Below are 20,271 nucleotides of genomic sequence, written 5' to 3' on the forward strand. Positions count from 1 at the left end.
GCTCCCGGTGGGAGGGTGCTTCAGCTCGCGAACGCGGACTCCAGAACAACTGAAGCAACACCGCCCGGGCGCCTTCGGCGCCATTCGCCCGGCAAAGCCGGCCTCCCACAGGAATCTGCCTTAGCCCACGGCGCCTTCCAGGGTGACACTCAGCAACGCCTCCGCCTCCACGGCGAACTCCATGGGCAGCTCCTGGAAGACATCCTTGCAGAAGCCGTTGACGATCATGCTCACCGCATCCTCCTCGGAGATACCGCGGCTCTGGCAGTAGAACAGCTGGTCCTCGCCGATCTTGGAGGTGGTCGCCTCGTGCTCCACGGTGGCACTGCTGTTGCCGATCTCCTGATAGGGGAAGGTATGGGCGCCACAGGTGTCGCCGATCAGCAGCGAGTCGCACTGGGTGAAGTTGCGCGCTCCCTTGGCCCGCGGCCCCACCTTGACCAGGCCGCGGTAGGACTGGTTGCTGCGCCCGGCCGAGATGCCCTTGGAGACGATATAGGAGCGGGTCCCCTCGCCGATGTGGATCATCTTGGTGCCGGTGTCGGCCTGCTGGCGGCCATTGGTCACCGCCACCGAGTAGAACTCGCCGACGCTATCGCGGCCACGCAGCACGCAGGAGGGATACTTCCAGGTGATGGCGGAGCCGGTCTCCACCTGGGTCCAGCTGATCCGCGAGCGATCCCCGCGGCAGTCGCCGCGCTTGGTGACGAAGTTGTAGATGCCGCCCTTGCCATCCTCGTCGCCGGGGTACCAGTTCTGCACCGTGGAGTACTTGATGTAGGCATCATCCAGCGCCACCAGCTCGACCACGGCGGCATGGAGCTGGTTCTCGTCGCGCATCGGCGCGGTGCAGCCCTCCAAATAGGAGACCTGGGCGCCCTCTTCGCAGATGATCAGGGTGCGCTCGAACTGGCCGGTGTTGGCGGCATTGATGCGGAAATAGGTGGAGAGCTCCATGGGGCAGGTCACGCCCTTGGGCACGAAGACGAAGGAGCCGTCGGTAAAGACCGCCGAGTTGAGGGCCGCAAAATAGTTGTCCGCCACCGGCACCACCGTGCCCAGGTACTGCTTGATCAGCTCCGGATAGTCGCGGATCGCCTCGGAGATGGAGCAGAAGATCACCCCCGCCTCGTGCAGCTTCTCCTTGAAGGTGGTGGTCACCGACACCGAGTCGAACACCGCGTCCACCGCCACCCCGGCCAGGGCCGCGCGCTCGTGCAGGGGAATGCCCAGCTTCTCGTAGGTCTCGAGCAGCTTGGGGTCCACCTCGTCGAGGCTCTGGGGACGATCCTCGGGACGCTTCGGCGCGCTATAGTAGGAGATCGCCTGGTAGTCGATGGGCGGGTAATCCAGATGCGCCCAGGAGGGCGGCGTCATCTTCAGCCACTGGTGATAGGCCTTGAGACGCCATTCGAGCATCCACTCGGGCTCACCCTTCTTGTTGGAGATGAAGGCGATGGTGCTCTCGTCGAGACCGGGCGGCACCGTGTCGCTCTCGATGTCGGTCACGAACCCTTCCTTGTAGTCGCGACGAACGAGCTGTTCCATTTCCTGACTTGCCATGATGTCTCCCCTCCCGGGCGGTTGGGCCGGCGAGGCGGGCTCGCCTGGGTAGTGTGATTCGGTGAAGAAACCGGGTCGCGAATGCCTCAGGCCGTATCGGAGGCCAGGCTGACGCTCTGTATGGGCAACTGAACCGGCAGCTTGAGCGGTGCGGTATCGGCCAGGTGAGCGAGGGTGACGCTGTCGAGCAGGGTGCGAATGGCCAGCGACACCCGCTGCCAGTTGTCGGCCACCCCACACACGCTGGCCAGATCGCAGTCGCCGTCGGCATGGCTGCATTCGGTCATCGCCACCGGCCCCTCGATGGCGGTGATGATGTCGCGCGCCGTGATCCGCGAGGCCGGACGCGCCAGCGAATAGCCGCCCTGGGCGCCTCGCCGCGACTCCAGCAGCCCGGCGCGTACCAGCATCTTCAGCGTTTTGCTGACCGTGGGATGCGGCAGCTGCACGGCCTCGGCCAGCTCCGCCGCGGCGTGGGGCTGCTGCGGGTGGCGGGCGATCTGCGCCATCACCACCGCCGCATAGTCGGTCAGCCGAGAAAGCTTGAGCATGCCTGACTCCTGAGGGTGCAACGGCGAGCCGCGTTTGGGCCTCGCCCTCGATTGGGGACCATTTTAGTCCTGTATCGATTCGATGTGAAGCCCCTGCCCCGCTTCCTGTCACAGAAGCGCGGTTTCGCCGCACGTTCACCGCCGTTTACGACAATAACGACAACCATTCTCACTCGACAACCGGGCGCACTCCGCCCTAGGAGCCTGTCGGGTTTGACCGATCGTCGCGAGGAACACGGATTTCGAGACAAGTTTATCGATCTGATGAGGCGAATAGCGCGCTATTTAACGAATCAGATCGAATGAAATTGGCCGAAAGCTCGGGTTTCGCAGCAGGTCAGCGTTAAGTTCGACAGGCTCCTAGGAGCCAGATCATCGAGCGCGCCGGCGGGCAGCGCTTCCTATCCGGCCCTCGCGTCACCGGCCTGCTAGACTTTTCTCGAAAGCCCCCGATGGGCCCTCAACGAGTCGACTCCGGTCGCAGACACCGGAATCGCGCAGCGGGAGACGACGATGAGCCACTCACCCTGCACGCCGCCACTGGCCGGTACCGGACGCCTGGCCGCCGGCCTTGCCCTCACTGCGCTGGCCCTGCCGCTGGTCACCGCTGCTCAGGCCGACGACCCCATCGTCATTGCCACGGCCAGCCCCACGGGCATCTACCATCTTACCGGGCAGTCGATCTGCCGCCTGCTGGAGACACCCTGTCAGGCACGACCTTCGGAAGGCTCCGAGGCCAACCTGCGCGCCGTGCGCGCCGGTGAAGTGCCCATCGCCCTGGCCCAGTCGGATCTGCAGCACTATGCCGTGGAAGGCGTGGAAGGCTTTGCCGATGCCGGCCCGGACGCCTCGCTGCGGTCACTGTTCTCGGTGCACAGCGAGCCCTTTACCCTGGTAGTGAGACGCGACGCCGGCATCGAGAGCTTCGATGACCTGGAGCAGCGGGCGGTCAACATCGGCAACCCCGGCTCCGGACAGCGCGGCACCATGCTTCAGCTGATGGCCGCCAAGGGGTGGACCCTGGACGACTTCGCCATGGTCAACCAGCTGCCCGCCGATCAGCAGTCGCTGGAGCTCTGCCACGGCAATATCGATGCCATGGTCTACACCGTGGGGCACCCGGATCTCTCCATCCGGCAGGCCATCGACCTGTGCGACGCCGCCATCGTCGGCGTCGAAGGCGCCTATGTGGAGGCGCTGTTGGAAGACGCGCCCTTCTATACACCCGCGGAGATTCCCGCTGGCGTCTACTCCCGGGACCAGCCGGCGGTGACCACCTTCGGCGTGCGCGCGACCCTGGTCGCCAGCGAGGCCAGCGACCCGGATGAGGTCTACGCGGTGGTCTCCAGCGTCTTCGAGAACTTCGCGCGCTTCACCAGCTTTCACCCGGCATACTCGCTGCTCGACCCCGAGGGCATGATCCGCGACGGACTCTCCGCGCCGCTCCATGACGGGGCGCTGCGCTACTACCGCGAGCGCGGCTGGATCGACGACGAGAGTATGGAAGCCGAGCAGGCACAACCCGAGTGAAATGGAGCAGGCGGCGTGAACGACCTCATTCAGGCCGCTCCCGCCGCTATGCCCTTCCCGCCTCGGTTCAGCGCCGCCGGCGCTGCAGCAGTCCGCTGGCGAACACCACCCCCAGACTGACCAGGGCCATGCCCAGCGCAGTGGCGAGGGCAATGTGCTCCTCCAGCAGCAGCCAGGCCATCAGGGTGGCGCAGACGGGGGTCAACGACCCGATCGACGAGGTGATCTCGGCCCCCAGCTGGCGAATGGCGAACCCGTAGAGAAAGCTCGACCCTAGCCCCACGGCCACGCCCTGCACCAGCAGCTGAAGCAGCCATTCATTGCCCGACACGCTGCCCAGCGTCAGGGGGCTGGCGGTGGCCAGCAGGTAGAGCACGGCGATGGCACCGTTGGGCACGGTCACCACGGCCGCCGCCTCCAGGGCGCTGAGCCCGCTCTGGCGCATCGACACGGTGAACAGCGCCCACAGCAGGCTGCACACCAGGAACAGCGCCTGGCCGCGCCCCATGGCGGTGCCTTCGGCCTGGCCGCCCCACAGCAGACAGAGGACGCCGGCCAGCACCGCACAGAGCCCGAGACGGCGCCAGGACGACAGCGGCTGGCGAAACACCGCCACCGCCAGCAGGGTGACGAACAGCGGCGCGGTACCAGGAATCAAGGTGCTGCCCTGCGCGACCGGCGCCCAGCCCATGCCGATGGCACCCAACAGGAAGAAGGGCAGTCCGGCCCCCAGGACCATACCGGCCAGCCAGACGGGATGAACCCGGCGTATCGTCGCCCTGCGCTGGATCAGCAAGGGCAGCAGCACCAGCCCCGGTACGGCATAGCGAAACAGCGTCATGTCCAACTGGCCGATGGGCGACAGCGCCCCGTGGCGCAGCGACAGGAAGTAGGAGGACCAGATCAGCACCATACCGAGGGCGGCGGCATAGCCCAGCAGGCGCTGGGAGCGACTGGAAAGCAGCGGCTGCACATGAGTGAGCGAGGGGGTTCCAAGGGTCATGGGGCGGCAGGCTCGACGGCAAATGGAAAGCCACCAGTGTGGACCAACTCGACTGGCGCGGGCGGGCAAAATCCCCCAGACTTCACCTAGCCTTTGGCTGGATCAGCCAACTTATATCAACGATTCGCGATTATGAGCCACACCATGTCCGCCACGTCCCTCGACCGAGTCGATCGCCAGCTGCTCGACGCCCTGCAGCGGGATGCCCGGCTGACCACTGCCGAACTGGCCGAGCGCGTCAGCCTGACCCCTTCGCCTTGCGCCCGGCGCATCCGGCGCCTGGAACAGGAAGGGCTGATCGCCCACTACCGCGCCGTACTGGACAAGGAGAAGCTGGGGCTCGGCATCACCATCTTCGTGCAGGTGCGCCTCAGCCAGCATCAGGATAGCCTGGTCGAGCAGTTCGAGGCGGCGGTGCGCGGCATGCCCGAGGTGATCAACTGCCACACCGTCTCCGGCGCCTTCGACTATCTGCTCCAGGTGGTCAGCGCCGACCTGCGCGGCTACGAGCAGTGGGTCCGTCGCCTGCAGAAGCTGCCCATGGTCAATACCGTGGACAGCAGCTTCGCCATTCGCGCGGTCAAGGAGAGTGGCCCGCTGCCGCTGTAGCCCGCTTTGCCCCTCCCGGCACCCGCCTGGTAGGCTTGAGCTCTATTCACAAAGAGGGAGGCGTGACATGGATTCCGCCGTCAACAGCGCCGTGGGCCAGGCCCTGGTACTCCAGCAGGCGCAGACCGCCCAGCAGGCCCAGATGCAGGTGTTCAAGGAAGCCCTGGATACCCAGAAGGATCAGGTCACCGCCCTGATGGAGTCGGCCACCGCCGACCCACAGCTGGCCAGTAGCGGCAACCTGGGCACCCTGATCAATACCTACGCCTGATGCACCCTGGCCCGACCTCGCGTCGGGCCTTTACCCTCGCCTCTCCCCTCCCGGCTGACCCCGAGCCGACAGAGCGGGCATAATGACAGCCCCCCTGAACGGCGACTCGACATCATCGACGGGAGACACCCATGCCCAGCGGCCCGATCACGGTATTTGGCGGCACCGGCTTTCTCGGTAGCGCCATCGCTCGCGAGCTGGTGGATGCCGGACAGGCGGTACGCATTGCGGCTCGCCATCCCCACCTGCCGGAGTGGGCGGAAGACGGCGATCCGCTGTCGCTGGTCAGCGCCGATATTCGTGACGAGGCCAGCGTCGTCGACGCCCTGGAGGGGGCCGGCGGAGCAGTCAACGCGGTGAGCCTCTACGTGCAGAGTCGCGAGGCGCGCTTCGCATCGATCCACGTCGAGGGCGCCGGTCGCCTGGCCCGCCTGGCCCGGGAAGCCGGCCTCGAAGGACTGGTGCATATTTCCGGCATCGGCAGCGATTCGCGCTCTCCCTCAGCCTATGTTCGCGCCCGGGCGCAGGGCGAAGCAGAGGTCATCGCCGCCTTTCCCAAGGCGGTGATCGTGCGGCCCAGCGTGCTGTTCGGCCCTGGGGACGCCTTCCTCGGCACCCTTGCCGGGCTCACGCGGCTGCCGGTCATTCCGCTGTTCGGCCGCGGCGAGACCCGCCTGCAGCCCGTGCATGTGGTGGATGTAGCTCGCGCCGTGGTTCGCCTGCTGGGCGGCAACCCGCCCCGCTGGCGACTCTTCGAGCTGGGTGGCCCCGAGGTGATCCGCTATCGCGACGTGCTCACCCTGCTGCTTGCCTATCTGGAAAGGGAGCGCCCGATGGTGCCGGTTCCCTTCCCGCTATGGCATTTGCTGGCGCTGCTCGGCTCGCTGCTGCCCAACCCGCCGCTGACCCGTGACCAGGTCTTCCTGATGCAACAGGACAACTGTGCAAGCGAGGCGGTCGGTACCTTCGCCGCGCTGGACATCGCCCCGCGAGCCCTGCGGGACAGCCTACCGGAGTGCCTGCCGACCGCATCGTGACCGGACCAGGACGCGCCGGCTACGCCTCATCGGTGTCGTAGAAATCCAGATCCTCCAGACGCCCGAGCACGGCAGTGGCGATATTGGCCAGATGCGCCGCCACACGCTTGTAGTGTCGCGCCAGCAGCGAGTAGGCCACCGCCTCATGGAACTCGATCTGGCACTCATCGGCAAACAACGCCTCGATCAGCCCGTCGCAGCGCTGGCGAATCTCCACAGCCTGTGCCAGGGCCCGGCGCGCCTGCACCTCATCGGAGTCGCGGGTAGCGGCGATGACCCTGCCGAACATGCCGGTCATCTGCTCGGCCATCTCATCCAGCGGCTCCTGGTACTTCGGTACATGGAAGCCTTCGCTGTAGAAGTGGCCTACCTCGAAGACATTCTTGCAGTAGTCGCCGATGCGCTCGGCGTCCTTAGCCACGCTCATCAACGCCAGGCAAATCGCCACGTCGTGGCCGGGGTTCACGGTCAGGTGCCGCAGCACCTTGCGGCGAATCGAGCGTTCCAGCTCGTTGATGGCCTGGTCACGATCATAGAGGGGTTGTCGCACCTCATCCGCCGGCACGGTGCTGTGCAAGACATCGTTGGCACGCCCAAACATCCAGGCGCCGTACTCCAGCATCTGGGTCAAATCTTCGAAGGCCAGGTTGAGGGTGTTCTCCGAGGTAAGCGCACTGTACAGCTGACGAAACATGGGCAAAAACTCCGGGTATGCCGCGCTTAGCGCAGGCTCGTGAACAGTTCAACGGCGCCGATCCCCAACAGCGGAATCACCAGGAAAACGCCAATCAGGAAGAAGAACGCATAGCGCGTCTGGCGACCGGCCAGGCGGCCATACCAGGTGGCGACCTTGAGCGGGATATAACGAAGGGGCCACCAGATGGCGGTACCGGTCAGGTTGAAGATGACATGAAACAGCGCCACCGTCATCGCCGCCGCCACCGGATTGGCGGTTGCCGCCAGCACGCTGGTGACGGTGGTGCCCAGGTTGGCTCCCATCATGAACGGCAACACCCGACGCAGGCGCACCACCCCCGCCCCGGCCAGCGGCACCATCAGGCTGCTGGTGATGGTGCTCGACTGGACGAGCACGGTGGAGACCACTCCCACACCGTAGGCACGCAGGTCACTGCGAAAAAAGTAGGTGCGAAACAGCCCGTCCATATGGCGCAGCAGAGCGCCGCGCAGGTTCTGCACCATGAACACCAGCGCCGTGAACATCAGCAGCATGCCGAGCCCGGCCACCATCAGCCCCTGGGCGGCGGGGGTGGGCATCAGCAGCGACCCGATGGCGTTGAAGAGGTCGACCACAGGCGCGGTGATCACCTTGATCGGACTGTTGGGGCGCGCCACCTCCTCGAGCCCTATCAGCTGGGTGAGCCAGCCGGCCAGCTGAGAGAAGATACCGCGCCCCGCCTCGTGGAAGAGCCCGGAGATCAGCTCCAGCGGAAAGACCACCAGTACCGTCAGGATGTTGAAGAAATCGTGCATCAGCGCCGCGGTGAAGGAGCGGCGGAAATTGCGCTTGATCCGCACGTTGGCCAGGGCCACGATCACACCGGTGACCGCCGTGCCGATGTTGGCCCCCATGATGGCGAACACCGCCGTGCCGAGGGTCATCTCGCCGCTGGCCACCAGGGTCACGATCAACGCCGAGGTGAACGACGAGCTCTGCACCACCATGGTGACCAGCACCCCGGCCAACAGGGCGATGAAGGGATTCTCGCCATAGGCGAAGAGCTGCGACAGGAAGTCGCTGGCGTGTCCGAAGGCGCCCAGCCCCGCGCCCAGCACGTTGAGGGCGGCGAGGAACAGATAGAGGCAGATACCGGCATAGATGCCGCGCATCCAGGCCGGGGCCTCGCGCGACGGCTGGCGTGACAGGGCGGGTTGACCGGTTTGTGAGGCTGACGAATCAGGTTTCGACATAGACAAGGCTGCCGTGTAGGTGCGCAAGGGATATGACGGTTTGATGACGCTTCAATGTCAGTGCGCGCACCATACCCGCTCTACATGACAATTTCATGACATCGTTCTCGCCAGGGCCCCGTTTCTCTCCATGGCGCCGGGGCCCCGGCCCTTAAACCGATGCCCCCCTCAAAAGCTCGAAGTCCGCCTCGGTCACCTCCTGGCGATCGGCATCCAGAATCTTCCCGCCAATCTCGGCAACCGACAGGGTGAAATCGATCAGCGTTTCCGGGCTGTTTGCCACTCGCCGCTTGTTGACGAAGTGCACCAGAACGGACACGCCCTGGACAATGGGCAACTCTCCACCTTCATGCAAAGGCGGCATATTACCGGGCGGCGTGGCGTTGGCGACAGTGAGCCTGTAGCGCGCACGGGGATCACGAATGATGTAGACCTGCTGCTTCCTGTCATAGTGTGCGCCGAAGGTCTCAAGGCGCGTTGCCAGCCGGCGATTGGTATCCTTGGCCGGCCAATCGAACACCACGAACAGGCACTGCTGAATGCCGGAACCGCTCGCTACGCGAAAACGATGCGATGGTGGCTCCCTCTCTGCCTGCGGTGAGGCAGCCGAGCGGTCACGCTCTACCTCTTGTTCTTCGGCTTCTTCGGCGCCTTCATCGGCATTGGTGGCCAACGGAGTCGACCCGACTGGCTCAGGCTCCTCCTGGGGATGGCGAAGGGTGGATGGGGGACGGAGCTTAGCGTACAAAACCACGCATACCGAAGCGAACAGAAGCGCCGCCCCCGCCAGCCCTAAGGCAAGATGATTCATTTCCATGCCGAATACGCCTCCTTTCGGTTGTTATACGTTACCTCCTTGTCTCATCCTGAGCAGGAGGAAAACCCAGCGCGCCAAGCCCGAGCGGTAGCTACGTCGCTGGCACGCCCCAGCCCATTGTAGACAACAAGCGCCCTACTAGGCACTGTCCGAAAAGTCGGCGAGAAAAGGCCAGGGCTAGGCCCGTTCCTTAGGGGCCAACGCATTCCCCGCATCCATGTGGGTCGCAAGGCAACACCGGTGAAAAGCAGGACCGGGCTCGCTGACGAGCTGATTTCTATCGCTGTAGTGGTCGAGCGCAGCCAGCTCTTAGACTAAGCCTATGACACCCTCCGCCGTCCACGGAGTCTATCCGTCGTTCCAGACTGGCAGGCGAGCCGCCTGCCTTCAAGCAACCGGTAAGGAGCGGAAGGTAAAGTGAGGATTCAACCCCAGCACCTCAGGCATGCCCGTCTCAAGAACAGCCTGCAGACCCTGCTGATACTCACGGGGCTCTCGCTGGTGCTGTCGGTTCCCGGCTACCTGCTGGCGGGAGTCGGCGGCGTGCTGATCTGCCTGGCCGCGGTCATCATGGCGGTCTATCTCAGCAGCTGGATGCCGGCCCGGCTGATCCTTGCCAATTCGGGAGCCGGCCTGCTGCGGCGTCATCAGGCCCCTGAGCTGTACCGTGTGCTGGACCTGCTCTACCGGCGCGCCGGCCTGTCGATCCCGCCGCGTCTCTATTACGCTCCCTCTCCGGACCTCAATGCCTTTGCGGTGGGTGACCGACGCGACGGCGGTATCGCGCTGACCGATGGCCTGCTGCGCACGCTGTCGCTGCGCCAGCTGGCCGGTGTGCTCGCCCACGAGGTCAGCCACCTGCGACACAACGACACTCGGGTCATGTCGATGGCGGCGGCCATGTCCCGACTGACCCTGTGGGTCGCGACGCTGGTCCAGGTGGTACTGATCATGATGATACCGATGATGATCCGCGGCGAGGCCGGCATACCGTGGCTGGCGCTACTGTTGGTGGCGATCTCGCCTACCCTGAGCTCGCTGCTGCAGCTTGGCCTGTCACGCAACCGGGAGTACACCGCCGACCTGGATGCCGTGGCCATGACCGGCGACCCTCAGGGGCTCGCCTCGGCGCTGGAGGTGTTGGAGCGCTTCCACGGCGCCTGGCTGGCCAGCCTATTCGGCCGACACCAGCCGGCCTGGCTGGACTGGCTACGGACTCATCCCCCGACCCAGGAGCGAATCCGCCGCCTCATGGCGCTGGGCTGTGCCCCACGCGACGACGGCCGCATGCCGATCTCCCATGACAGTGATGCCCCTCTGATCACCGAACGGCCCGACCCGCTGGGCCGGCGTTACTGGATCGTGCGGCGGCGATAGGCGAGCCTTCATCCTGGCGCCTGTACTTACCGCCGGCTCAGGTCCTGCTGTACAGCATGCTGACGATACTTCAGGGAGAGATAGCTTGCCTCGTCCAGTTCGCGCAGCTGTCGAGCGTAGCGGTCCGTGGCCGCAAAGTAGCCGGCCAGGCGCACATCGAGCCGCTCCGGTTCGGGCACGGCCAAGGTTTCGAGATATACCGAAAGCCCCAGATAAAAACGCATAACGTTGCGCTCGATCATGCCACGCAAGCCACCCACCAAGCGCGGTTCACCGTCGGCATCGAGCACCTCCTGGCTAAACCCGACGCGCTGCCTCCCTCCCAGAGCGAAGTAGGCGCGCATGGCTAACCGCGCCGAGGCGCCGAATGCCAAGGAATAGCGCAGATGGATCAGGCTGCCTTCCGCCTCATCGGGTATCGCCTGCAGATGCAGCAAGAAGTCACGTGTCCCGTAAGGCCCGCTCTCCCCCTCCAGGCGAACTGCCAGGTAATTCGACCCCACGGCGGTCACTCGCAGGCGAAGCTCGAGCCGTTCCGCCTCTGACAGAGGAGCCTCGAGTCGCCCTACATAAAGCTGCAGCGCTGCAGCCGTGTCACCCTCATCATCTATACAGGCCTGGACATTGGGGTGCAGAAACAGGATCTCGCACCAGGCCGCCACGGCCCCGAGCACCTCGGCCAGCCCGGCGAAGGGCGCATTGATCCGTGCGTGGACGGTGCCACTGACCGAATGGCGCTGCTCATCGGAGGCTACATGAACGGGCTCCGCGAAAGGCGAGCGCGCCACCTCCGCCTCCCACTCTTCGCGCAAGGTTGGCTGGGTCAGCGCCGACGATAGCGGCCAGCTGGCAAGCAACAAGAGCAGCAGCAGGCTCCGCAGCTGGGAGCCGTGGGGCCATCTGCAGGGGCCGCCCTGCCCCGGCGATCGGATACACCAAACTGCAAGACGATGGCGCATGGAGGCTCAAGGCTGCCAGGGAGATACTCACAGCGTAGCGCAGCCGTGACGAAACGGTATTGCCATCACCCCCTCCCCCAAGAAAAGCAGCGCCCTCTACAGCCACCGCCAGCCTTGCCGCTGCCACCACTCGCGCGCCTTCGCACGGTTAGCATGGTTCCGGCTCGCGTCCAGCACACTCTCAAGTTCGAGATAGTCCCCCCCGGTAGTGGCCATTACCTGCGGGTCCTGGGTGGCCAACATCAGGGCGTAGAGCACCAGCATCAGTTCGTAGTCGTTCTGCGTATCGAGGCGTGACGCCAACAGGGGAATGGCCGGCTCACCAATTTGCCCTAGCCGTTCTGCGGCGATGTACCAAGGGCGCGGGTGCTCCTCACCGCCATAGGAGGCGACGAAGCGGCGGTCCGCAATGCGCCCCATATAATAGTGGGCCTCATCCTGGGGACCGGAAAAGAGCGGCGGCATCCAGTACCGATCCGCCAGCTCCACCATCTCCACCGGCTCGAAGTCGCGTCCGGGAGATGGCGTGCTGGCGGGCTCAGCGGCTCGATTGGCGCATCCGGTCAACAGCGAGGCTGCCAGCCAGGCAGCGGGCAGCATCAGCGTCCATGACGTCATCCAGGCTCTCCTCGTTCCCGGTTTGGGTTCAGCATAGCGTCTCTGATCCCTGATGTGCCCGCCTATTCCAGCCTTGCTGGCCGCGCCCCGGGCGCTCTTGCTCAGCCGGCATCAGGCCATGCCGTTACAACATGGCCAGTGACACAAGGGAATCAACTCTTCCTTATAGGCGATGGGCCGTCTGAGTAAGATGGTCCTGTCGAACATCCAGCCAATCCAGTCAGTGAGAGTCGCATGAAACCCTTTCTCGTCGACGTATACGCCGTGCATCCCAGTGGCCACGACAGGCATCTCGGAGGCGGGCTCTTTCATGCCACCAGCGCCCTCGAGGCTGAGCGCATGGCAACCGAAGAGTACTGGCAGCCGCAGCTGAATCCCCAGGGATTCGAGATCGGCTTCAAGACGGATATGCCCGAGACCGGTCAGAAGGTGATGTCGCTGGAGCGGCTGCGTGCCTCTGCCTCCCGTGCGCTCTGCTGCTGACGGTCAAGATAACCCACGACCTGAGGCGGGGCCGGTGACGCCATGATATCTAGCGCCAGTCACGCAGCAGGGAGCCCAGCGCCGCGGCCAGCAGCGGCGCCATGGGGATGGCGTTGCTCGGATGGGCAATACAGTCGGTGCTCCAGACCTCTCCCACCCCGGCGGCACGGATCACCGCCAGGGCGTCGTCGGCGAACAGCGCATGGGTCAGCGCCACGTCCACCGATGCCGCCCCCGCCTCCAGCAGCGCCTCGGCGGCACGCGCCACGGTATGGCCCGAGCTCGCCACGTCATCCATCAGCACCACCTGACGGCCGGCCACCTCGAGGGCGGGCAGCGTGATCGCCACGTCCCGGTCGCCGTGGCGCGTCTTGTGACAGGTCCCATGATCGAAGCCGGTCAGCTCGGCGGCCTGCGCCACCCACTGCAGCGCCTCCTCGTCCGGGCCGAGCAGCAGCGGATCGTCACGCCTCTCGGCAATCAGCTCGGCCAGGCGCGGTGCGCCGGAGAGCGCGATGGCATGATCGATGGGAATCGCCTGGTCGAGGCGCTCGATGCGGTGCAGATGCGGGTCCACGGTGATCACGGCGTCGAACAGCTCGGCCAGAAAGCCGCCCACGATGGTCTGGCTGACGATCTCGCCGGGGTGAAAGGCGATATCCTGGCGCATGTAGGCCAGATAGGGCGCCACCAGCACCAGCCGCCTGACGCCCTGCCGCCGGGCGTGACGGGCCAGCAGCAGCAGCTCGATGAGCTTGTCGTTGGGTCGGTCGAGGCTGCGGTAGATCACCAGGGTCTCAGGAACCGGCGCCGGCTCATCGAACGGCAGCGTTAGCTTGAGCTCGGCGTCGGGGAAACGATGGCGTTCCACAGCGCGGGCGACCAGGCCCGTCGCTTCGGCGAGTCGCCGCGCCGGGGCCGCTTCATCCTGGAAATGGAGCAGTTCGGGATTCATCAAAACTCCACGTTCAAGCGGGTGATCGCCTCGGGCGAACCGACGCCAACCCCGCTGTCACGCTCGCTCGAACGATAGGCGAAAGCGAGTTCGTTGCGATGGGCGGCGTAGACGCGATACAGCGGCTGCCCCACCTGCACGCTATCGCCGATCCGCACCAGCACATCGACCCCGGCGCCGGAGGCCTTGGGGGCGCCGGCCAGCCGGGCGATACGCGCCAGTTTGAGGTTGTCGATACCGGTGACCACGCCGCTCTGCCGGACCGCGACCTCGAAGTGCTGCGATGCCAGCGGCGGATGTTCAAGGTCGAAGGGCCTGGCCCCCTGGGCGGCGATGATCGCCCGCATCTTCTCCAGCGCACGGCCGGAATCGAGAATGTCGCGGGCGATACTGAAGCCGTCGCCGCCGCGCACGTCGGGGTCGAACTCCAGCATGCGCCCGGCCAGACGCAGCGATTTCTGACGCAGGTCCATGGGGGCATCTGGATGGTGAGTGAGCACCCGCATCACATCGCGCGCCTCCAGTACCGGACCGATGCCGGCGCCGATGGGCTGGCTGCCATCGGTGATCACCACGTCCAGGGTCAGTCCCATGCGCCGGGCGACGAACTCGAAGAGCTTGCGCAACTGGCGCGCCTCGGGCATCGAGCGCACCTTGGCGTGGGGGCCCACGGGAATGTCGAGCAGCAGATGGGTGGAACCGGCGGCGGCCTTCTTGGAAAGGATCGAGGCCACCATCTGGCCCGGCGAATCGATGGAAAGCGGACGCTCCACCGAGATCAGCACATCATCGGCCGGCGACAGCTGGCTGGTGCCGCCCCAGGCCAGGCAGCCGCGGTGGGTCCGCACGATCTCGCCAAGGTCGTCGAATGGCAGGTCGACGTTGGCCAGCACCTCCATGGTATCGGCGGTGCCCGACGGCGAGGTGATGGCCCGGGACGACGTCTTGGGGCAGAGCAGGCCGTGGGCGGCGACGATGGGCACCACCAGCATTGAGGTGCGGTTGCCGGGGATCCCACCAATGCAGTGCTTGTCGACCACCGGATGCTCGTGCCAGTCCAGACGCCGCCCCACCCGGCCCATGGCATCGCTGAGGTAGAACACCTCCTCGCGATCCAACTCGCCGCGGTCGCAGGCCACCACGAAGGCCGTCAGCTCGATCTTGGAGTAGCGCAGTTCGGCGATGTCTCGGATGATGCCGCAGAAGTCATCGCGGGATAGCCGCTCGCCGGCCAGCTTGCGGTGCAGGGCGGGAATCGAGGCCGGCGGCTCGGCCTGGGAGACACTCACCGGATGTCCCTCCGCCACCCCCAGCGAGGCGTAGGCGTCCTCGGAGAGCCCCAGCTGCTGGCAGTCCACGATAGCCGCGTCATCCACCACGTTGAGACTCGCCAGGATACGCTGGCCGTTGGCCCGCACTTCCACCTTGGAGAGGGCCTGAAACCCCTCGGCCCGATAGAGATCGCAGTCGCGGTGCAGGTAGGCGACGTTCTCGCGATAGGTGTCGATGCCGACCCGCTTCAAGGCGAGAGGCGAAAGGGTAGCGTCCAGCGCCTTGGCGGCGGAGCGTCTCTTGTTCACGGCGGTCTTCCCTGCAGCGCAGGCCGGCAGCACCCGGCCCGGTGTCACGCGATCTTCATCGATGGCCTATCCTAGCAACCCCGTAGACCAGCGTCATGCAGCATCCGGCACGGGATGAGGCGCGCCTTCGAATGCGCGACGCTCTCCCTCGACAGTCATGCCGACTCCGCCATTCGGGTGTAGGCTGACAGAAGGCGAACCATCCCCCTGCAGGAGTCAACATGAAATTCGCAATCATGGGCAGCGGCGGGGTCGGCGGCTACTTCGGCGCGCGGCTCGCGGAAGCCGGCGAAGACGTCACCTTCATTGCCCGCGGCGAGCATCTGGCAGCCATCCGTCAAGACGGCCTTCGGGTCACGAGCATCAAGGGTGACGTGACCATCCACCCGGCCAGCGCCAGCGATGACCCGGCCAGCGTGGGCGAGGTGGACTGCGTGATCCTTGCGGTGAAGGCCTGGCAGGTAGGCGAAGCCGCCGAGGCTATCCGACCGATGATCGGCCCCGACAGCTTCGTGCTGCCGTTGGAGAACGGCGTCGAGGCCGCCAACACCCTCGAAGAGGCGCTGGGGGCCAACGTCGTGCTGGAAGGCCTGTGCGGCATTCTCGCCTGGCGCGAGGCTCCCGGGCGGATCCGCCACGCCGGCGTGGACCCCTTCGTGCGCTTCAGCGAGCGCGACAACCGCACCAGCGACCGGGTCATGCGCCTCAAGGCCGCCTTCGACGGAGCCCCAGGCGTCAACGCCGAGATTCCCGACGACATCCAGGTGGCCCTGTGGAGCAAGTTCCTGTTCATCTGCGCCATGAGCGGTATCGGCGGGGTGACTCGCGCCCCGATCGGCGTGACCCGTAGGCTCCCCGAGACCCGCCGGCTCATCGAGCAGATGCTCGAGGAAATCGACGCCGTGGCTCGGGCTCACGGCGTCGATTTTCCCGACGATGCCGCCGCGCGGGCCATGCGCTTCATCGATGCCCTGCCGGCGGACAGCACCGCCTCCATGCAGCGCGACATCGAGGCAGGCAGGCCCTCGGAACTGGAGTCCCAGAACGGCGCCGTGGTTCGACTAGGACAGGCTGCGGGCGTGGCGACACCGGTCAACGCGATCATCTACGCGGCCCTGCTGCCCCAGGAGCAGGCGGCCCGTCGGGAGGACACCGTCTAGAACGCCCATTCCCCGCAGCCTCTGCCAGGCGTATCAGCACTATCAATTCTAATCATTGAGCATCGTCATCCATCAACAAGCCAAATGGATGACGGGCTCTGCTAAGCTGATGGCGCTGCAGCGGGGCATTTTGTCGCACCCCGCTCACCTTCCACCGCCCTCATGAACGCCCCCTGGCAACCGCGCTGCTGCTGCGCAACGGGGAGTGGGGAACTGCGGCCCCGGCCTGACCGGCGGCCGTGCTCGAGAGGAGACCGCACTTGGAATTGATTCAGTACGCACTGGATAACCTGGATCTGCTGATCACCCGCACTATCGAGCATATTGCCCTGGTGGGCGTGGCGGTGGGCATCGCCACCCTGACCGGCGTGCCCATCGGGATCGCCATCACCAAGAACGAGCGAGCGGCGCGTCTGGTGCTCTACCTGGCCTCGATCATCGTCACCATCCCCTCGATCGCCCTGTTCGGCATCATGATCCCGGTGCTGTCGATCTTCGGCCACGGTATCGGCTATGTGCCGGCGGTGATCGCGGTGCTGCTCTATTCGCAGCTGCCGATCATCCGCAACACCTACACCGCCATCAACAACGTCAATCCGGCGCTGCGCGAGGCCGCCCGGGGCATCGGCATGAGCCCCAACCAGCGCCTTCGCCTGGTGGAAATTCCGCTGGCGGTACCGGTGATCATGGCCGGTGTGCGCACTGCCGTGGTGCTCAACATCGGGGTGATGGCGATCGCCGCCTATATCGGCGCCGGCGGCCTTGGCACCTTCATCAGCCGCGGCATCTCCCAGTCGGATCCCCGCCAGCTGATCGTCGGGGCCGTCGCCGTGAGCCTGCTGGCGATCATCGTCGACTACACCCTGCTCTACGTGCAGAAGCGGCTGACGCCCAAGGGCATGGAGCGCGCCGCGGAGACGGCCTGACCGTCCACTCAATAACGCCCTCGCCCCTGACAAGGAAACCACATGATCGAACTCGATAACCTGACCAAGGTCTTCGATACGCCCAAGGGCGCCGTGGTCGCCGCCGACCATATCAGCATGGAGGTGCCGCCAGGCGAGATCTGCATCCTGCTCGGCCCCTCCGGCTGCGGCAAGACCACCACCCTGAAGATGATCAACCGCATCGTGAAGCCCACCTCCGGCAAGGTGTTCATCAACGGTGAAGACACCACCGGCATGGACACCCAGACCCTGCGCCGCAACATCGGCTACGTGATCCAGCAGATCGGGCTGTTTCCCAACATGACCATCGAGGAGAACATCACGGTGGTCCCCAAGCTGCTGGGCTGGGACAAGGCGAAGTACCGCGAACGGGCTCGCGAGCTGATGGCCATGATCGCCCTGGAACCCGACGCCTTTCTCAAGCGCTATCCCAGCGAGCTGTCGGGTGGCCAGCAGCAGCGCATCGGGGTGGCGCGGGCACTCGCCGCCGACCCGCCGGTGATGCTGATGGACGAGCCCTTCGGCGCCATCGACCCGATCAACCGGGCGGTGATCCAGGACGAGTTTCTCAAGATGCAGCAGGAACTCAAGAAGACCATCATGTTCGTCAGCCACGATATCGACGAGGCGATCAAGATGGGCGACAGGATCGCCGTCTTCCGCGAAGGCAAGCTGGTGCAGTACTCCGCCCCCGACGACCTGCTGGCCGCCCCCAGGGACGCTTTCGTCGAGTCCTTCCTGGGCGAGGACCGGGCGCTGAAGCGACTCAATCTGGTCAAGGTGCGCGATATCGTCACCGACGAGATCGGCACCGTCTCTCCCGGCGATACCCTGGAGAACGCCCTGACCCGGATCGACGACTTCGGCTACCAGAACGCGATTCTGATGGTCAACGATCACCGCCAGCCCGCCGGCATCATCAGCCGCTCGATCGCCCGCACCACCAAGGGCTACTGCCGCGATCATTTCCAGGCGGTGCCGGCGATGATCGGCCTGGACGACGACCTTCGCAAGGCCGCCTCACTGATGTTCGCCCATGACATCACGTGGCTGCCCTGCGTGGATGACACCGGCAAGGTGTGCGGCCAGATCACCCAGCGTGCCATGACCCGTCACCTGGGCGCCCGTTTCCGAGCACGCCAGGGCGATGCCGAGAACCCCGATACCGCCATCAAGGAGTGATCGATGCCCATTCAGACCGTGAAAGGGGCCCTGCGCGCACTGCTGCTGGTGGCGATCTTCTTCGCTGGGGTATGGAGCCACTCGAGCGGGCTCATCGACGACTTCCTCTGGTACTTGCCCGATGTCCAGTACCTGATGGGGGAGCACCTGTGGCTGACCGCCGTGTCAGGCGGTCTGGCGATCCTCGTCGCGATCCCGCTCGGGATCCTGCTCTCGCGTCCCAGCATGGCGCGCTGGGCCGAGTCGCTGATGCAGGTGCTCAATGTCGGCACCACCATTCCCACGCTGGCGGTGCTGGCGCTCTCCATGAGCTTTCTCGGTATCGGCACCGTGCCGGCGGTGTTCGGGCTCTTCGTGGCCACCCTGCTGCCGATCACCCGCAACACCTATGCCGGGCTCAAGGGGGTCAACCCCGCCCTGATGGAAGCCGCCGCCGGCATTGGCATGTCGCCTACCCAGCGGCTGTTCAAGGTGGAGCTGCCCAACGCCCTCTACGTGATCTTCGCCGGCATGCGCACCGCGCTCACCATCAATGTGGGCACGGTACCGCTAGCCTTCCTGATCGGCGCCGGCGGGCTTGGCGAGCTAATCTTCACCGGCATCGATCTCTATGACCCGGTGATGATGCTGGCCGGCGCCATTCCCACCGCGCTGCTGGCCATCGTGGTCGATGCCTTCATCGCCTTCATCGCCTTCATCGTGGTGCCCCGCGGGGTGAATCCCGCCCGGGCCTGAGCCACGACATACCGCAACACCCCGACGACAACGCAGCAAAGAGGTAACCAACCATGAAAAAACTGATCAGCACGCTCACCGGCCTGACCCTGGCCGGCACCATGGCCGCCGCCCAGGCAGGCGACATCACGGTAGGCGGCAAGAACTTCACCGAGCAGCAGATCCTTTCCAGCATGACCAGCCAATACCTGGAGGGGCTCGGCTATGACGTCGACACCCGCGCCGGCATGGGCTCAGCCGTGCTGCGCCAGGCCCAGGAGAACGGTCAGATCGACCTCTACTGGGAGTACACCGGCACCTCGCTGATCAACTACAACGACATCAGCGAGCGCCTGGGTCCCGAGGAGACCTATGAGCGGGTCAAGGAGCTCGATGCCGAGAAGGGTCTGGTATGGCTCGCCCCCTCCGCGGCCAACAACACCTACGCCCTGGCCATGCGGGCCGATGACGCCGAGGCGCGAGGCATTCACTCGCTCTCCGACCTGGCCGAGGCCATCAATGATGGCGAAGCCCTGGAAGTCGGCCTGAACGCCGAGTTCTATGCCCGCGACGACGGCTGGCGTCCGCTGATGGAAGCCTACGAGTTCCGCGTCGGCCGCCGAGAGGTCAGCCGCATGGACACCGGCTTGGTCTACCAGGCGCTGCGCGACGGCAACGTTGACGTGGGGCTTGTCTTTGCCACCGACGGTCGCATTCCGGCCTTCGACTTTCATGTGCTGGAGGACGACCGCGAATTCTTCCCCGCCTACGCCCTGACCCCGGTGGTGCGCCAGGAGACCCTCGACGAATTCCCCGAGCTCGAAGAGCAGATGAACGCCCTCTCCGCCCTGCTCGACGACGAGACCATGGCAACGCTCAACGCCCGCGTTGACGTCGATCGTGAAACCATCGAGCGCGTGGCCCAGCATTTCCTCGAGGAGCAGGGCCTGCTGTAAGGCGCCGAGGCCGCCGATCCGGCGGCCTCC

General features: G+C 65.5%; 21 protein-coding genes. 11 read left to right on the forward strand and 10 right to left on the reverse strand.

Translation table 11 applies throughout. The features are described from left to right. Positions 1-120: 120 nt before the first annotated feature. Together sufB and ACZIYR_RS12600 are read right to left on the reverse strand one after the other, a co-directional pair. Complete coding sequence (gene sufB / locus ACZIYR_RS12595; protein ID WP_473034100.1) at positions 121-1,563, reverse strand: Fe-S cluster assembly protein SufB; 1,443 nt, start codon at positions 1,561-1,563, stop codon at positions 121-123. Positions 1,564-1,649: 86 nt separating this feature from the next. Then, a complete protein-coding gene (locus ACZIYR_RS12600; RefSeq protein WP_473034101.1) occupies positions 1,650-2,114 on the reverse strand; it encodes an SUF system Fe-S cluster assembly regulator in 465 nt (154 codons plus the stop codon). Positions 2,115-2,627: 513 nt separating this feature from the next. On the opposite strand from ACZIYR_RS12600, the gene ACZIYR_RS12605 reads away from it, so the two are divergent. Beyond that, complete coding sequence (locus ACZIYR_RS12605; protein WP_483526915.1) at positions 2,628-3,644, forward strand: TAXI family TRAP transporter solute-binding subunit; 1,017 nt, start codon at positions 2,628-2,630, stop codon at positions 3,642-3,644. A gap of 67 nt (positions 3,645-3,711) precedes the next feature. Here ACZIYR_RS12605 and ACZIYR_RS12610 read toward each other — a convergent pair whose 3' ends face one another. Continuing rightward, complete coding sequence (locus tag ACZIYR_RS12610; protein ID WP_473034103.1) at positions 3,712-4,647, reverse strand: DMT family transporter; 936 nt, start codon at positions 4,645-4,647, stop codon at positions 3,712-3,714. Between the two features lie 144 nt (positions 4,648-4,791). On the opposite strand from ACZIYR_RS12610, the gene ACZIYR_RS12615 reads away from it, so the two are divergent. From ACZIYR_RS12615 to ACZIYR_RS12625, 3 genes are all read left to right on the forward strand, one after another. Beyond that, positions 4,792-5,256, forward strand: coding sequence for an Lrp/AsnC family transcriptional regulator (locus tag ACZIYR_RS12615; protein WP_483526916.1), 465 nt, complete (start codon positions 4,792-4,794; stop codon positions 5,254-5,256). 67 nt (positions 5,257-5,323) lie between these two features. Next, positions 5,324-5,527 (forward strand): putative motility protein, encoded by a 204-nt coding sequence (locus ACZIYR_RS12620; RefSeq protein WP_309636760.1) that lies wholly within the window; start codon positions 5,324-5,326, stop codon positions 5,525-5,527. 131 nt (positions 5,528-5,658) lie between these two features. Continuing rightward, positions 5,659-6,564, forward strand: a complete 906-nt coding sequence (locus ACZIYR_RS12625; RefSeq protein WP_473034105.1) for a complex I NDUFA9 subunit family protein — start codon at positions 5,659-5,661, stop codon at positions 6,562-6,564. 19 nt (positions 6,565-6,583) lie between these two features. Here the strand turns inward: ACZIYR_RS12625 and ACZIYR_RS12630 are convergent, their stop codons facing one another. From ACZIYR_RS12630 to ACZIYR_RS12640, 3 genes are all read right to left on the reverse strand, one after another. Beyond that, positions 6,584-7,258 carry a phosphate signaling complex PhoU family protein gene (locus ACZIYR_RS12630; protein ID WP_473034106.1) on the reverse strand — a complete coding sequence of 225 codons (675 nt, stop codon included), beginning with the start codon at positions 7,256-7,258 and terminating at the stop codon, positions 6,584-6,586. A 26-nt stretch (positions 7,259-7,284) separates the two neighbouring features. Next, positions 7,285-8,412, reverse strand: coding sequence for a Na/Pi symporter (locus ACZIYR_RS12635; RefSeq protein ID WP_473034107.1), 1,128 nt, complete (start codon positions 8,410-8,412; stop codon positions 7,285-7,287). A gap of 232 nt (positions 8,413-8,644) precedes the next feature. Then, positions 8,645-9,310: a hypothetical protein gene (locus ACZIYR_RS12640; protein WP_473034108.1), complete on the reverse strand. Its 666-nt coding sequence runs from the start codon at positions 9,308-9,310 to the stop codon at positions 8,645-8,647. Between the two features lie 417 nt (positions 9,311-9,727). On the opposite strand from ACZIYR_RS12640, the gene ACZIYR_RS12645 reads away from it, so the two are divergent. Beyond that, positions 9,728-10,687 carry a zinc metalloprotease HtpX gene (locus ACZIYR_RS12645; RefSeq protein ID WP_483526917.1) on the forward strand — a complete coding sequence of 320 codons (960 nt, stop codon included), beginning with the start codon at positions 9,728-9,730 and terminating at the stop codon, positions 10,685-10,687. Positions 10,688-10,713: 26 nt separating this feature from the next. Here ACZIYR_RS12645 and ACZIYR_RS12650 read toward each other — a convergent pair whose 3' ends face one another. Next, positions 10,714-11,547, reverse strand: coding sequence for a hypothetical protein (locus tag ACZIYR_RS12650; RefSeq protein ID WP_483526918.1), 834 nt, complete (start codon positions 11,545-11,547; stop codon positions 10,714-10,716). A 195-nt stretch (positions 11,548-11,742) separates the two neighbouring features. Then, the gene (locus ACZIYR_RS12655; protein ID WP_483526919.1) at positions 11,743-12,264 is read right to left on the reverse strand and encodes a hypothetical protein; all 522 of its coding nucleotides are present in this window, start codon (positions 12,262-12,264) and stop codon (positions 11,743-11,745) included. Between the two features lie 234 nt (positions 12,265-12,498). Between ACZIYR_RS12655 and ACZIYR_RS12660 the strand changes: the two genes are divergently transcribed. Continuing rightward, a complete protein-coding gene (locus tag ACZIYR_RS12660) occupies positions 12,499-12,747 on the forward strand; it encodes a hypothetical protein (RefSeq protein WP_483526920.1) in 249 nt (82 codons plus the stop codon). A 49-nt stretch (positions 12,748-12,796) separates the two neighbouring features. Here the strand turns inward: ACZIYR_RS12660 and ACZIYR_RS12665 are convergent, their stop codons facing one another. Both ACZIYR_RS12665 and ACZIYR_RS12670 read right to left on the reverse strand, forming a co-directional pair. Next, on the reverse strand, positions 12,797-13,702 hold the full coding sequence (locus ACZIYR_RS12665) for a ribose-phosphate diphosphokinase (RefSeq protein ID WP_473034113.1): 906 nt from the start codon (positions 13,700-13,702) through the stop codon (positions 12,797-12,799). Beyond that, a complete protein-coding gene (locus tag ACZIYR_RS12670; RefSeq protein WP_483526921.1) occupies positions 13,702-15,282 on the reverse strand; it encodes a thymidine phosphorylase family protein in 1,581 nt (526 codons plus the stop codon). Before ACZIYR_RS12670 ends, ACZIYR_RS12665 begins: the two co-directional genes overlap by 1 nt. A gap of 221 nt (positions 15,283-15,503) precedes the next feature. Here ACZIYR_RS12670 and ACZIYR_RS12675 point away from each other — a divergent pair, with 221 nt between their 5' ends. The 5 genes from ACZIYR_RS12675 to ACZIYR_RS12695 all read left to right on the forward strand — a co-directional run bounded on the left by ACZIYR_RS12675 (position 15,504) and on the right by ACZIYR_RS12695 (position 20,241). Then, the gene (locus ACZIYR_RS12675; RefSeq protein WP_483526922.1) at positions 15,504-16,442 is read left to right on the forward strand and encodes a 2-dehydropantoate 2-reductase; all 939 of its coding nucleotides are present in this window, start codon (positions 15,504-15,506) and stop codon (positions 16,440-16,442) included. Between the two features lie 260 nt (positions 16,443-16,702). Further along, complete coding sequence (locus ACZIYR_RS12680; RefSeq protein WP_473034118.1) at positions 16,703-17,368, forward strand: ABC transporter permease; 666 nt, start codon at positions 16,703-16,705, stop codon at positions 17,366-17,368. 42 nt (positions 17,369-17,410) lie between these two features. Continuing rightward, the gene (locus ACZIYR_RS12685; protein WP_473034119.1) at positions 17,411-18,571 is read left to right on the forward strand and encodes an ABC transporter ATP-binding protein; all 1,161 of its coding nucleotides are present in this window, start codon (positions 17,411-17,413) and stop codon (positions 18,569-18,571) included. Positions 18,572-18,574: 3 nt separating this feature from the next. Continuing rightward, positions 18,575-19,306: an ABC transporter permease gene (locus ACZIYR_RS12690; protein ID WP_473034120.1), complete on the forward strand. Its 732-nt coding sequence runs from the start codon at positions 18,575-18,577 to the stop codon at positions 19,304-19,306. Positions 19,307-19,359: 53 nt separating this feature from the next. Then, positions 19,360-20,241 (forward strand): glycine betaine ABC transporter substrate-binding protein, encoded by an 882-nt coding sequence (locus tag ACZIYR_RS12695; protein ID WP_473034121.1) that lies wholly within the window; start codon positions 19,360-19,362, stop codon positions 20,239-20,241. Positions 20,242-20,271 lie beyond the last annotated feature (30 nt).

Source organism: Billgrantia sp. NRB1, assembly GCF_056921725.1.